Source organism: Desulfosporosinus lacus DSM 15449 (genome assembly GCF_900129935.1).
In the GTDB taxonomy this organism is placed as follows: Bacteria; Bacillota; Desulfitobacteriia; order Desulfitobacteriales; family Desulfitobacteriaceae; genus Desulfosporosinus; species Desulfosporosinus lacus.
Genome location: NZ_FQXJ01000008.1, coordinates 163096 through 177290, shown reverse-complemented (window position 1 = coordinate 177290; position 14195 = coordinate 163096). Strand labels below are relative to the sequence as shown.

Here is a 14195-nt window from a genome sequence, read left to right as displayed (position 1 = left end):
TGATGAACCTATAATACTCCCAGATGCAGTCTGAATCGGACAAAGAAACTCAATGTTATCAACAGAACTATAAATGACATTACCCAATAATCCCTTGGAGCAAAGGCTATTTCGCGCATAGATGTCCAAGTTCGCGTCAAACCGTACCCTCTGTTAAGCATTGCCATCGATAATGAATTAGCCATCATTATTGAATTAATAAACAAGGGAACCATAATCGGTATATAGGACCGGATGGAACCGATGATCCCTTTCTCGTTGAATTTAGTCCCACGAGCTCTTTGGGCCTCTAAGATTTGCCGGCGTTTTTTATCTAGGGTTGGAATAAATCGAATCGCTGTTGTCAGCATCATGGAAACTTCAACTGGCATCTTCATCTTTTGAAAGAACTGAGTGAAATCATCCATTGATGTGGTTAAAATCAAAACCGACGAAGCGATCATCATACCAAAAAGACGAAAGATAAAGGTACTTCCCATCATAAATCCCCCTACAGTAGCCCCCAATTTTTCTCCTGGAAGGGCATAAAAGAGGATCGTTTGACTGGAAACATGATCAAAGCGCTCAGGTGCAAATGTAAATCCTGTGATTAGAATAATCGATATGATGATAGGAATCAAGGGAATCAACATTCCCCGGATCTTTTGCAAGGGAATTTTTATCCAAAAGGCTAAAAGCCCAGTAAGCGAGACAATCAAAAGCTGATATTTTGGATCCTGAAATAGAAAGGAAATTATAATAAACCCGAAGAACCCGAGCATTTTTGTCCGGACATCCAGACGATGGAGCAAGGTCTCTCCCGGTAAATACTCTATAAACATCCTGACTGCTCCCTGCTTTCGAACATCGCCGTAAACTCACTTGATTCGATGAAGGGTTCACGACCTAAAATATCCTCTAATTGGAATGAGAGCCTGCATAATTGGGGTGGAACGATGGCAGAGTCAATAAGAATTTGTTCGTTGGAAAAAACACTCTTTGGCGTGCCATCTAACAAAACACCGCCTTCTTTTAAGACAATAACCCTCTTTGCATATTGAGCAACTAAGTCCATATCATGACTAATCATTATAATTGTCGTCCCTGCAGTGTGGAGTTTACGGATCAAAGCCATCATGGTCTGAACTCCTGTCCAGTCTGAGCCCGTGGTTGGTTCATCTATGATCAGGACTTTAGGTTTTAAGACAAGGATTGAAGCCACAGCAATCATTTGCCGTTCTCCTTTGCCCAAACTAAACGGATGAACGTTGCGGTATCTTTCTAAACCCGTATACTGGAGAACCTGTTCAACACGTTCCTTGATTTCCTCACCTTTAAATCCCGCGTTCTTGAGCCCAAATTCTAACTCTTTCTCGACGGTAGCAGAGAAAATTTGATGATCCGGATTTTGAAAGACATAGCCGACGGTTTTTGACAAATCGGAGGTATCATACTTTAGAGTATTCATGCCCTCAATGATAACCTCACCACTGGTTGGTTTCAAAAGTCCGTTAAAATGTTTGGCTAAAGTCGTTTTTCCTGCTCCGTTTTGTCCGATTAAAGCCACGAAATCCCCTGCTTCAATCATCAGATTAATCCCTCTCAATGCGGTCTGATCTGAGTTATATTGATAATTTAGATCCTTGATTTGAACTGCAATTTCTTTCTTAGACAAGTCCAGTTCTTGCTGAAACAAGCCATCCTTTCTCTGTCCTGCCCCAAACCCTTGACCTGGTACTTGCACTTGTCTTTGTGCTTGACCTTGTAAATGCCCCTGCCAACGTCCGTATTTGGGTAAAAGCTCTCTAATCAAACCTTCTGCAGATGGGATATCTAAGGGGATTTCAGCAAGGGTAATCCAACCCTTTTCGTAGAAATCCCATCCGATCTGACTGACCGGAAGCGGCTTAATCCCCCACTGACGCAAAAGGGGCAGATTGCGAAAGAGTTCTGAAGGAACTCCTCTCCAAACTAATTCTCCCTGGTTAAGTACCACGACTTCATCTGCCCTATAAATCAGTTCTTCGCTGGAGTGTTCAACTAATATAATGGTTAAATCCTTTTTCCGCCGCAAATCCGCTAAGGTTGCGTAGATTTCTGAGCGTCCTACCGGATCAAGTTCTGAAGTCGGTTCGTCCAGCACAAGGATTTCAGGTTCCATCACCAGGACACCCGCAATCGCCAGGCGTTGTTTTTCACCCCCCGACAGCTCCTCAGATAAACGATCGTTATACCCTTGGAGGCGAACCTTTTCTAAGGTTTGATTTACTCTCTGTTTAATCTCCTCTAATGGCACTAAAAAATTTCGAGGACCAAATGAGGTGTCTTCCTCAACCGTTCGGCCAATAATTTGTGTCTCTGGGTCCTGGAGAACAAGTCCCAGAACTTTAGACAAGGACTGTACTGCGGTTTTTCCGACATCCTTTCCAGCTACACTTACCCATCCTGTTAGTTTTCCCTCCAGAAGCTGAGGAATCAGACCGTTCAGACATAAACTCAAAGTCGTTTTCCCTGCCCCAGTGGACCCCATTATGAGAAAGAATTTTCCTTTTTCCACGTCTAAGTTAATGTTTTTCAAGCTTGGTTCCACTGCATTTGGATAACGATAAGAGAGATTTTTAAGGCAGATTGCCCTTGCTTGGGATTTTTCATTTTCCAAGGTCTCCACGATTTTCACCCCATTAATTAAATGAGCCGGCTTCCCTTAATTGCTTTGTAGGCTACTGCAGAAATAATAACATTAAGAGTTGCTCCAACCACTAGGAAAGGCAAAAGCGCTAGAACTCCGCCCATACCCATCATTGGAAGCATGGCAAAAGCTGAGACTACCCCATTAAGCACAATTCCAACGATGACTGCCGGAATCAAACCAAGCTTCTCATTGACCCAACGATAGGCTACAGCCCATAAAGCCATTTGCAATGCAACATACAGATGGACCGGAATTGTCAAAGGGAATCCGACAACCGCCGCTGTCAACAAGTGTCCAAAAGCAATAACTATCGCACCGGTTAGCCCGCCAAAGGCTAAGGCACTAAAAAATCCGGGCGCAGAATCCATGCCAATCGTTCCGACAGGACTTGGGATTTTAATGAGCGCTCCTACGGCACTTAAAGCAATGAAGATGGCCATAATTGATAATCTTTTAACATTCCAAGCGGAAAGTTGTAATTCCTGTTGTTCTATTCCTAGATTCTTCATACAAATATTCCTCCCTAATTTAAATTATTTAGTATAATTCACCTATTATCGTTAAGGGCAAATTTAAAGAACTTAATAATCTTTGATCTAATGCCCCGGATGTCGAAAAAATAAGACATGTAGACGGACCCGCTGATTTATCTAAATCAAGAGTACAGGCAGGAGCAAATTTAAATCGAGTATTGACCGAAGAGGCCAATTGTTCTGCTTCTAGTCGTATCCCTCTTGATCCTATTGGAATTATGTCATGTATACTTGAACTTTCTAAGAGGGTTTGAACCGATTTTACTTTTATAATTTCCGGGTCCTCCGGATTGCTAAGTTCAGCTCCGACCTTAGGGAATCCTAAACAATAGACGGCGTCTCCAAGTTGTGCTGTTCCAATACGCAGCTTATTTTTCTCAGCTAGTCCGATTACGCTGACTCCAAGGCCAGTTTGAATTGTGGACATATTTTTCTCAGTGCTTATCGCAACAGGGAGACTTTCTAATCCTGCGGATTCCAGTTCATCCTTCACCCCCTTTAATAATTCATCGCCAGTCGGGCACGGTTCATTTGAAATTGCCACGGTCAGCATCTGTGGTATACCTCCTGTAGAAAGGACCTCCAACAGCGCAACCCTTGTGGTCAATTTTCCTGTTATAAACCACGAAATTTTGTACACATCAAATTCCTTCATACCAATTGCTCCACAGGAATCACAAGAAACGACCAAAGATTGTGTTTCGTTTATCGAAACAACTTCAACATCCCGACCGAGAAATCCCAAACCTTTTCACCTCTCATATAAATTAACAAAACAAAAAAATTCACAGTCTAATTTTCATTTTCAACTAGTTTGAAAATGAAAACCGACCATGAACTTTACCTTTGTTCATGACTTTAAGTTACAGGCAGGTCTCCTGACTTAGAATCATCAACTTTATGCGCCTTCCCGGTTTCCCAGTGGCTATGCATAAGTCTCCTCTTTACAGTGGTGGGTCCGTCCGGGATTCTCACCCAGTTCCCTATTCTCCCTTTGCAGGGCACCAGTAACAAACGAATGATTAAGTTATATGTATTTTAATGCAAACTGCGTTAGATTACAAGAGTGAAATTCCAGACATTTCTTTCGGCTTTTACTCAATTAATCGTACAACCCTTTACGATGAGCGGTCAAATACTGCACACAGAATGAATCTTGTCCCAATAAAGCTTGAGAGGCGTAAACAAAGCCCATCATTGCTTTGTCAAGAGGATCTAATATATAGGCATCCATACCTGCATCCATTGTTTGAATCATGAAGGCTTGATTTAAAATTTTTCGGTTAGGGAGTCCATAAGAAACGTTACTTAAACCACAAGCTGCGTGAACGAGAGGAAATTCTTTGCGAATGAAACGAACTGTATCGAGAACATCGTTACCACAATTATCCCCTGTACTAATTGGAGTAACAAGCGGATCCAGGTAAATATCATCTTCAGGAACTCCTGCGGCTGTAAGATCACCCACTAATTTTTTGACAATGGTGATACGTTGCTCTGCAGATGTTGGAACACCCGTATCATCCATACACAAGGCTATAACTTTTGCCTTGTATTTCAGAACCAGAGGCAGTACCGCAACATAGCGTTCTTTTTCCGCAGTTATTGAATTAACCATTGGTTGACCATTTTTTACAGCTGCCAGTCCTGCTTCCATAGCCTCTGTCCTGGGCGTATCAATACAAAGAGGAGCCGATACTGCTTCCTGAATAGTGCGAACAAGCCATTCCATCGTCTCTACTTCATCGTGTACCATAGTACCACAGTTGACATCAACGTAATGAGCTCCAGATTCAACTTGTTTTTTCGCCAGTTCCTGAATAAAGACTGCGTCTCTTTGCTCTACAGCAGGTTTAACAACCTTTCTGCTGGTGTTTATAAGTTCGCCAATAATTAACATTTGTCGCCTCCTAACTTAACTTTCGCAGATCCGCTTAATAACTACATCCATATATAAAATTTTTGTACTTTTTCTAATTCATCCTTTAAATCTCCGGCTAATTTACTATGTTTGTTCCTGAAATGAATGCAATCCCCACAGTAAATTCCGCAGTACGCTGTTAAGTTTTTTCTATGTACTTAACGTACTTAACGTACTTAACACTTATCAACATTTTTCTACTTAAGCGTTCTCCTGAATTACAGAAAGTTACGTTGCACAACCATCCTTTCTAAATCTATCCTGGATGGAAGTATCTTTTGAATTTCATCAGCCAAGGTGTAACAAGCAAATACTTTGGCCTTCATTCTCAAACCTCCCAGCTGGGGTGACCTATGGCCGTGACCTCAATCCGCGTCTCAAGAAACACGACATCATTTCCTCCCGCCGTATGACTGAGTACTTCTTCTTTTTCGACCAACAACTCAGGATTGACTACACCCGCCCGCTGTGCTCTCTCTAGAGCTACTTCCTTTGCTTTTTTCAAGGCATTCTTTTCAGCCTCTTCCAGATACAAAAAAGCTTCCCGTTTCCAAGGAGCATGCACTACATACCCCCCTGCTACCCCGGGTTTAATCAAGATACGAATTTGTTCCGCGACCTGACCGGAGGCAGCTCCGACCGCGTTTGCCACTTCAGCATGCGTGGGTATTAAAACCGGGGTATTCAAGGTGCTTCCTACAGCTGGAAGATAGCCGGATACGGGAGCCCCTAAAGCAACAATCGGATATTCAAGAGTAATTTCGGACTTGAATCCTCGCTTATGATCTCCATTAAGCAGGGAGCTTAATAGAAATGAGACACTGGCCTCACTACTAAGCTTAATACGTAAACCCTCTCGGTAAGCAAAGCTTTGTAAAATAGTCATACATAGAGCGGCTTGGATCTCACTCAAGACTTTAGCTGCAAATTTATCCGGTTCTAAGCGCATTCTCTGCGCTAGAATCCGAGCTCCTTCTTGAGCAGCTGCGACATTATAGTCTGTAAAGGTATTTAGGACATGCAGCAAATCCGTGGGGGTAAAGGAAATCCTGCCTATTACCTGAGCCTGCTCTAAGTCTTTTAATGGCAATAAATTCGGATCTCGTCCAACCTTTTCTGCGAGAGCAAAAATATTGTGAGCACTTTCTTCCAGAGCGCTGATTATACTCCATTCAGTTTGATTCCACTGATCTTTACGGACCGGTTTCTTGACCAACATAAAACAATCAATTGGCTGGGAATCTATTATCTGCCTATTGGGATCCACTTTTTTTAGTTCTTCAATGAGAATAGGGTATTTGCTAGCTGTCACCGACAGTGGCCAGACCCTCTTTGGGCCGATTATTAACTTTTGATCCTTAGAAACTTGAATATAACTGTCTCCGCCCAGGCCAAAAGTACTGATTTCGGCAGCCTCAACACGGGTTTTCCACCCTCCAACGGTTGCTCCCTCACGGTTCATTCGGGGCCGGCCATTTTCTAATATAGCTATATCTGTGGTCGTCCCCCCCATATCTAAAGCAAGTGCAGACTCGGTCCCCGTTAGAAATACTGCTCCGACAATACTGGCCGCAGGCCCTGAAAGGATCGTTTCAATAGGCTTTTCCCGGGTCATAGTTTCACTCATCAGTGAGCCATCCCCTTTGACGATCATCAAAGGAGCAGAAATTCTCTTCTCTTTAAGGACGGCTTTTACCGCGGTAAGAAGTTCGGCAATAATGGGTAATAGTCTGGCATTTAGACAGGCAGTCACTGTCCGCTCATGAAAACCTAGAGCAGTCGTCAGTTGGTGTGCGCATACAATAGGCACATCCCATAGCTCACGGATTATTTTTTGAGCATTCTGTTCATGCTCCGGATTTCGAACGCTAAGATAGCCGGAAATGGCAATTGTATCAACCTGACCACGCATTTCTGTCACCGCTTTTAGGATAGCCTCCAGATCGAGTTCCGCAACAGGTATCCCCTTAATATCATGCCCGCCTCTAACTACAAATGCTTGCTGGGCTGGGAGGTCGCCAGTCGACTCATGACCGATGAGAATTAAGCCAACCCGGCAACCGCGACCCTCCACAATAGCGTTAGTAGCTAATGTCGTAGACAGAGATACGAGCTGAACTTGACGTGGGTCTAAATCACCCATATTTTCGATACAGTTTCGAATACCTATGGATAAATCTTCACGTGTCGTAAACGCCTTGGCCTTTCCCTTTACTTCCTTTGTTTCTAAATTAAGAAGCACTCCGTCTGTAAAAGTTCCGCCTGTATCAATCCCTAATATTAAGGGCATATTCTGTCACTCCATTTCTAATCCCTTATGACTTAACGACTTTCTGTTCAGACCGTTCTACAATCGCCCTAATTTTTTGTTGGACGTCCTTGGGAAGTGGATCTGGCTCATAATTTTCAATAATATCTTTAACTTTTTCATTGGCCCGTTCGAACAGAGTTTTCGAGCCACTCTCCAGCCAAGACTCATAACGCTGACGATCAATCAGACTTGGATAATACGTCTCAGTTTTAAAGTGTTTCATAGTGTGATCCTCGGATAGGAAATGTCCTCCAGGACCAATTTTATGGATGATATCTAAGGCAAGAGTCTCATCATTAACTTTGATACCGCGAACTAAACGGCGAGCCATCCCTATAACGTCATTGTTTATAGCCAGAAATTCTAAGGATGACGTGGAACCATATTCAATATACCCGACATCATGATTTAGATTTGGACCAGAAAGAGCCGTCATAGCAATGGACAAAGCCGCTTCAATTCCCGCTTGTTCATCCACTAAGTTAGAGTCAGAACACCCTGCAGTGCCAAACATCGGTAATTTCAGATAATGGGCTAAATCCGCTAACGAAGACATTAAAAGGTTGAATTCCGGTGAGCCATAGCTAAAAATGGTGCTCGACATGTCCATAATTGTAAAGACGCCACCCATAATAAAGGGGGAACCTTCTCTCGTCGATTGGTTGATCACTAACCCACTCAACGATTCAGCTAACCCTTGTGTAAGCACACCGGCCATTGTAGCCGGTACTGTTCCGCCAGCCATCACGCACGGAGTATAAACGACGGGCAGTCCTTTTCTGGCAGCCAAAATTAATTTAGATGCCGCTTCCCAGGCATGTTGCAGTGGTGATATTGGCTCAGCGTAAAGGGTCATAAAGGGATTGCGCCGTAACTCCTCAACACCGCCGGCCATTATTTCACACATCTCAATAATATCGGCGAAGCCATAAATATCATGAGCAGTTGTAACGATTGGTTTACTCGTATTAAGAACTTGAGCCTCAAACTGATGCCGATCAGAAATAAGAAGGGGGACATCTTGAACGATACCCAACGACATCACAAAATCGAGATTTGGCAAAGCGTCAATGACCTTGCAAGCGTTGCTGACCGACTTTTTGGTAGAACGTTGACGCTTTCCGGTGTAGGGATCAATTGTAAACGGAGTATCTGAACCTGTGCCAAAATAGGCGTTATATCCTTCCAGATGCACATCCCTGGATCCGGTTCGGTTATTACAAAGAGTAACCCGTTTAGGAACAGATCTTAACGCCCTGTCCACAACCGCTGAAGGGATGCGAACCAGGATACCGTCTACCCAGCAACCTGCTTTCTTTAGGATATCACGTGCTTCCTCATCGTGTACAGTCACACCCGTACGTTCAAGCACCTCTTGAGCCGCTAGCAGTATTTCTTCACATTGGCTTGGGGAAAGGATACTGAACATAGGGCTAGTATTTTCTACGTAATTACTTTTTACTGGCATAACCATCCTCCTTCCTTTAATTGATATTAAGCTAATAGTTTTTTGCAAAGGTCAGTAGCTGAACCAGCATCGGGAGCAAACCCGTCTGCACCAATTTCATCTGCAAAATCCTGAGATATTGGAGCCCCGCCTATAATCACCAAGACTTTATCCCGCAGTCCCTCTTCTTTTAAGAGTTCAATGGTATCTTTCATAGAAAGCATCGTTGTTGTTAGTAGGGCTGACATGGCGATGATATTTGGCTTATGTTCCTTAACCGCTTGTAAAAACTTTTCCGGACCAGCATCTACTCCAACATTGATGGTCGTATATCCAGCACTTTCTAACATCATGCTCACTAAGTTTTTCCCAATATCATGCAGGTCACCTTTTACCGTTCCGATCACTACTTTGCCAGCTGATGGGATATCTTCACTTAAAATGAGTGGCTTGACCATGTCCATTCCTGCTGTCATGGATCTAGCGGACATCAGCACTTCTGGCACAAACATTTGGCCAGACTTAAATCGTGCTCCGACGACACTCATTCCGAGGATCAAACCTTGATTAATTATTTCAACAGGATCAATCCCAGCGTCGATGGCCTGCTGAGTCAGCTGTTTTACTCGGTCTAGTTGACCTGAAATGACGCTTTGAGAAATCTCTTCATAATAATTTGACATTTTTTATCTGCCTCCTATCTTTTATTTGCTTCCCGCGCTTCTGCTCTATCGACAATTGCTTGAATTTCTTTCAATACACTTTCTGATTTTTGTTCAGGTTTGTGATTATTGATAATGTCTTGGGTTTTTTCTTTAACTCGTTGGGCCATGGTCTTCGAGCCTTCTGCTTTCCATCCGTCAAATCTCAGTCTATTGATCAAAGTTGGGGCCCAGAATTCGCGGAAATGGTCCATCGTATGATCGTCAGCTAAGTAGTGTCCACCCGGGCCGACTTTATCAATGACATCAAGGGCTAAGTGTTCATCGTCAACCAGAACACCGCCAAGAATTTTCTTTACCATGCCAATGATTTCATCATCCATAGTCATTAAGTCTAAGGATGATGTCGCTCCATATTCCATATAACTACAGTCATGAATTAGATTTGCTCCGCTTAAGCCTGCGATCAAGATTGAAAAAGCAGCTTCAATTCCCATCTGAGTATCAATTACCTTAGAATCTGAACAACCACCAGTACTGAACATCGGTATTTTCATGTAGCGGGCGACAGCCGTTAATCCAGCCGAAAGCAAGCTTAATTCTGCTGCACCGTAGGACAGAATAGTACTAGACATATCCATCGTTGAAATTAACCCACCCATTACAAAGCCAGAACCTTTACGGACTAATTGACCAGCTACTAGCCCCACCAAGGAATCTGCAACTGCAATTACAAGAGTTGCTGCCATTGTCGCAGGAGCTACACCTCCTGAGAAAGTACAAGGAGTATAAACGATGGGAATATTGTTTTTGGCTGCAAAAATTGCTTTATCAATGGCTTCCACTGAATGTCTTAATGGAGGGCTAGACTCCGAGTAAAGGAGAATAAATGGATCGCGTTGCAGGGCTTCTAACCCACCTGCTACAGCTGCAGCCATATCGATGATATCCTGATACTGATCTATACCAAAACCCCAGTGGATAATGGGTTTATTTGTGTTTTCTAACATAGCCTGAAAAGCATGAACATCTGATAAAGTAGGAGTGACATCCATAACTGTTCCGCAATCCATAGCAAAGGATATATTAGGCAAAGCATCGATTACTTTTGCCGCCCGCACAGTATCGGACTTCTTAGCACGGCGTCGTTCTCCAGTGAAAGGATCGATGGTGTAAGTATTCGTGGGACCTGGGCCATAATAAACGTTTTGTCCTTCCAAGAACATGGTGCGTTCACCTTTTTGATTAGAAATTACAATTCGTGAGGGTGCACTGCGAATCGCCCACTCTACCAGGTGGGACGGGAAACACACCATGTTGCCATCAACCCAACATCCTCCTTTTCTGAAAATTTCTAAAGCCTCTTCACTGTGTATCTCTGCTCCTGTTCGCTCTAGCACCTCTAGGGCACCATTCAAGACATTTTCACATTGGTCATCGCTTAACATCTTTAATTGTGGTGTTGCATTAACTTGATAGTTGGCCCTAACGTATTGGCTTCTTGACAAATCACACACGCTCCTTCCTTAATTTAGCTACTTTAGAAGGCTCCTGCTTCTTAATTGAGAGTTCCATACTGTTCTTCAGTTACGATAGCCACCAATGGATGGTTTCGCCGAGCCGCCTTCCCAATAGAAAACGGATTAAATTAGGCTAGAAGTTTCTTACACAGATCTGCGGCAGAACCCGCATCAGGGGCAAACCCATCTGCACCGATTTCATCTGCGAAGTCCTGAGATATCGGAGCTCCGCCGATCATCACTTTAACCTTGTCGCGCAAGCCCTCTTCTTTTAAGAGTTCGATAGTATCTTTCATGGCCAGCATGGTTGTCGTCAAAAGCGCAGACATTCCAATGACACCAGGCTGATGCTCCTTTATCGATTGCAAAAATTTCTCAGGACCCGCATCTACCCCAACATTAATGACAGTAAATCCAGCACTCTCCAGCATCATTCCAACTAAATTCTTTCCGATATCGTGAAGGTCTCCTTTTACTGTGCCAATCACCACTTTACCTGCTGAAGGGATATCTTTAGTCAAAATTAGCGGTTTGACGAGATCCATTCCTGCATTCATAGCGCGTGCTGACATTAATACTTCTGGTACATACATTTGACCAGCCTTAAACCGTGCTCCGACTACACTCATACCGGGTATTAATCCTTGATTGATAATTTCAACGGGATTGTTCCCTGCTCCAATGGCCTGTTGAGTCAGCTGTTTTACGCGGTCAAGTTGACCTGTAATGACGTTTTGAGAAATTTCTTCATAATAATTTGGCATTCTCTCTTCTACCTCCCTGCTGAAATGCATTGCTTTACTTATTAGGCAAATTATTGCAAATATTGTGCCAATTTTAAAACCACCAATTAATCCAAATTTTAGCCTTTTACTTTTCCCACCCGATTAAAAATATCTCATTTTGAGATGCAATAAAGTTAAATTCCCCATGAACGGTTATTGACTGATTTGCAATAATCCCATTCTAGGATTTGATAATCCATTTTTAGGATTTTACGTCAACACATTCGCCAAACCATTCTCAATGGGAGAAAAAATAAAGACCCAACACAGTTATTTTAAAATGTGGGTCTTTCTATAAGGACATTACCGAAGTCTAGATGTTCAGCTATAGCTGAACGAGTTCACTCACTGGGTTAAAACTCAAGCTCATATTAGAAAGATATTATGAGCTGAATCCTAGACCGGCTTACTGGGTTGTGTTGTGGTTGGATTGTAATTATTAACTTGCGGTTTAACGCTTGCGACATTGATTTCTTGTTTGAAAGCCTTTATTAAGGATACACACATTGCAAACATGACGAGCATAAATGGAAAGGCTGCAGCAATCGATGCAGTCTGTAGCGCACCAAGTCCCCCAGCAACCATCAAGGCGATAGCAACAGCACCTTCAATCAAACCCCAAGTAATCTTTAGTCCGGCGCTTGGGTTTAATTCTCCACCTGAAGTGAACATTGCCATAACAAAGGTTGCAGAGTCTGCCGAAGTAATAAAGAAGACCGCTATAATTAAGGTCGTCACCAAGGTAATAAAGCCAGTAAGCGGGAAGTACTGGTACATGGCGAAAACGGCAGTACTAATGTCTTTTGCCACTTGAGCAGCAATCCCGCCTTTTTGAACCACATCAATAAACAGTGCGCTGTTGCCCATTATTGACAACCACACAAAACTCATTATAGTTGGCGCAAAGACCACTCCCAGGATAAATTCTTTTATCGAACGGCCCTTGGATATACGGGCAATGAAAGCACCAACGAATGGACCCCAAGCAACCCACCAAGCCCAGTAGAAAATGGTCCAACCGCCTACCCAGCCATCATTTGTTTTGAAGGTATCTGTCCAAAAACTCATTTGTACAATATTCTGGAGGTAAGACCCCAAAGTTTCGGAAAAGCCATTAAGAATATATCGAGTTGGTCCAACGATAAGCATAAAAACTACAATGATGCCTATTAAAAGCATATTTGTGTTGCTAAGGAACCTAATCCCTTTTTCAATTCCAGTTACTGCAGATGTAATAAACAATCCAGTAATAACGACGATGACAGTGACAGTTGTCGTCATACCAGTGGGAAGACCATAGGCATAATTTAACCCGGAAGCAATCTGTGTAGCACCTAATCCCAGAGAGGTAGCAACCCCAAAAATCGTTGCAAATACGGCTAATATATCGACAAGTTTACCAATCCAACCGTTAATCCCTTTTTCTCCAAGGATCGGATAAAGGGAGGAACTGACTAAGGCTGGTAAACCTTTACGAAACTGAAAATACGCCATTGACAAGCCTACAATGGCAAAAATAGCCCAAGGATGCAATCCCCAATGGAAAAATACATATCGCATTGCGATTTGAGCTGATTCGACACTTGATTTTTCACCGTAAGGAGGTGAAGAATAGTGATACATTGGTTCAGCTACTCCCCAGAAAACAAGGCCAATTCCCATACCAGCTGCAAAGAGCATAGCAAACCAGCTCCAAGTGCTGTGTTCAGGTTTCTCTCCATCTTTACCCAGCGTAATCTTCCCAAACTTACTAAACGCTAAATACAAGGCAAAAACCAAGAAAAATGTGACTCCAATCAAATAACTCCAACCGAAGTTATCCGTAATGAATTTCTGTACCCCATTGAATGTTGCACCAGCTGCTTTAGGTTGAAGCAGTGTCCACGCGACAAAAATAACCATTATAATCGCAGAAATTGTAAAAATAGGACGATCAACTTTGCCAAGGAAACTCTTTTTTTCACTCATGCTTCGTTCCTCCTTTAATTCTTCCGCTTGTTTTGACCGTCAGGATTCGCTTGAATAAAAGGCATTCCTCCTCCATTTTAATAAATGCAGCCGTAATATTAACATACTGCAATTTAATTAATCTCCTTTTTCTGAATATTGCAATAATCATGCCACTAAATTATATATATAGGTAACCGATTAGTCTCCGGGCATTTTTCTTGTCCTGCATGCAATATCACTAACTATCCCTTGCAAAAAGCTTGAATTAATCATAGTTTCATTGACATGTCCCATAGCCTTCATAGGCCGAAGTTTATATACTAATTCAAAATATTTTAAACTAAAAAGAAAAGCCTTTCAGACAGACTGAGAAGTCACATCCAAAAAGCTATTCA

Annotated in this window: 11 protein-coding genes and 1 riboswitch; all 11 genes read right to left on the bottom strand. The window is 42.7% G+C overall.

Annotation, left to right across the window (positions count from 1 at the left end; all coding sequences use genetic code 11):
- Positions 1–8: 8 nt before the first annotated feature.
- A complete protein-coding gene (locus BUB11_RS12935; protein WP_073030179.1) occupies positions 9–821 on the bottom strand; it encodes an energy-coupling factor transporter transmembrane component T family protein in 813 nt (270 codons plus the stop codon).
- Positions 812–2647, bottom strand: a complete 1836-nt coding sequence (locus BUB11_RS12930; RefSeq protein WP_084110276.1) for an ABC transporter ATP-binding protein — start codon at positions 2645–2647, stop codon at positions 812–814. Before BUB11_RS12930 ends, BUB11_RS12935 begins: the two co-directional genes overlap by 10 nt.
- 17 nt (positions 2648–2664) lie before the next feature.
- Positions 2665–3180 carry an ECF transporter S component gene (locus BUB11_RS12925; protein WP_073030177.1) on the bottom strand — a complete coding sequence of 172 codons (516 nt, stop codon included), beginning with the start codon at positions 3178–3180 and terminating at the stop codon, positions 2665–2667.
- Between the two features lie 28 nt (positions 3181–3208).
- On the bottom strand, positions 3209–3949 hold the full coding sequence (locus tag BUB11_RS12920) for an alpha-ribazole kinase (RefSeq protein ID WP_073030176.1): 741 nt from the start codon (positions 3947–3949) through the stop codon (positions 3209–3211).
- A 106-nt stretch (positions 3950–4055) separates the two neighbouring features.
- Positions 4056–4228: riboswitch (cobalamin riboswitch) on the bottom strand.
- Positions 4229–4306: 78 nt separating this feature from the next.
- Positions 4307–5104 carry a methyltetrahydrofolate cobalamin methyltransferase gene (locus BUB11_RS12915; RefSeq protein ID WP_073030175.1) on the bottom strand — a complete coding sequence of 266 codons (798 nt, stop codon included), beginning with the start codon at positions 5102–5104 and terminating at the stop codon, positions 4307–4309.
- Between the two features lie 349 nt (positions 5105–5453).
- The gene (locus BUB11_RS12910) at positions 5454–7415 is read right to left on the bottom strand and encodes a hydantoinase/oxoprolinase family protein (RefSeq protein ID WP_073030174.1); all 1962 of its coding nucleotides are present in this window, start codon (positions 7413–7415) and stop codon (positions 5454–5456) included.
- 25 nt (positions 7416–7440) lie between these two features.
- On the bottom strand, positions 7441–8904 hold the full coding sequence (locus BUB11_RS12905) for a trimethylamine methyltransferase family protein (protein ID WP_073030173.1): 1464 nt from the start codon (positions 8902–8904) through the stop codon (positions 7441–7443).
- Between the two features lie 26 nt (positions 8905–8930).
- Positions 8931–9566, bottom strand: a complete 636-nt coding sequence (locus BUB11_RS12900; RefSeq protein WP_073030172.1) for a cobalamin B12-binding domain-containing protein — start codon at positions 9564–9566, stop codon at positions 8931–8933.
- Between the two features lie 14 nt (positions 9567–9580).
- Positions 9581–11062 carry a trimethylamine methyltransferase family protein gene (locus BUB11_RS12895; RefSeq protein WP_242947542.1) on the bottom strand — a complete coding sequence of 494 codons (1482 nt, stop codon included), beginning with the start codon at positions 11060–11062 and terminating at the stop codon, positions 9581–9583.
- Positions 11063–11193: 131 nt separating this feature from the next.
- Positions 11194–11829: a cobalamin B12-binding domain-containing protein gene (locus tag BUB11_RS12890; protein WP_073030170.1), complete on the bottom strand. Its 636-nt coding sequence runs from the start codon at positions 11827–11829 to the stop codon at positions 11194–11196.
- Positions 11830–12246: 417 nt separating this feature from the next.
- Positions 12247–13818, bottom strand: coding sequence for a glycine betaine uptake BCCT transporter (locus tag BUB11_RS12885; protein ID WP_073030169.1), 1572 nt, complete (start codon positions 13816–13818; stop codon positions 12247–12249).
- Between the last annotated feature and the right edge of the window lie 377 nt (positions 13819–14195).

Bases quoted from the DNA above. Each gene is read 5' to 3' on its own strand.
- BUB11_RS12890 (WP_073030170.1), bottom strand. From the start codon at position 11,829: ATGCCAAATTATTATGAAGAAATTTCTCAAAACGTCATTACAGGTCAA.
- BUB11_RS12900 (WP_073030172.1), bottom strand. From the start codon at position 9,566: ATGTCAAATTATTATGAAGAGATTTCTCAAAGCGTCATTTCAGGTCAA.
- BUB11_RS12915 (WP_073030175.1), bottom strand. From the start codon at position 5,104: ATGTTAATTATTGGCGAACTTATAAACACCAGCAGAAAGGTTGTTAAA.
- BUB11_RS12910 (WP_073030174.1), bottom strand. From the start codon at position 7,415: ATGCCCTTAATATTAGGGATTGATACAGGCGGAACTTTTACAGACGGA.
- BUB11_RS12905 (WP_073030173.1), bottom strand. From the start codon at position 8,904: ATGCCAGTAAAAAGTAATTACGTAGAAAATACTAGCCCTATGTTCAGT.
- BUB11_RS12885 (WP_073030169.1), bottom strand. From the start codon at position 13,818: ATGAGTGAAAAAAAGAGTTTCCTTGGCAAAGTTGATCGTCCTATTTTT.
- BUB11_RS12935 (WP_073030179.1), bottom strand. From the start codon at position 821: ATGTTTATAGAGTATTTACCGGGAGAGACCTTGCTCCATCGTCTGGAT.
- BUB11_RS12925 (WP_073030177.1), bottom strand. From the start codon at position 3,180: ATGAAGAATCTAGGAATAGAACAACAGGAATTACAACTTTCCGCTTGG.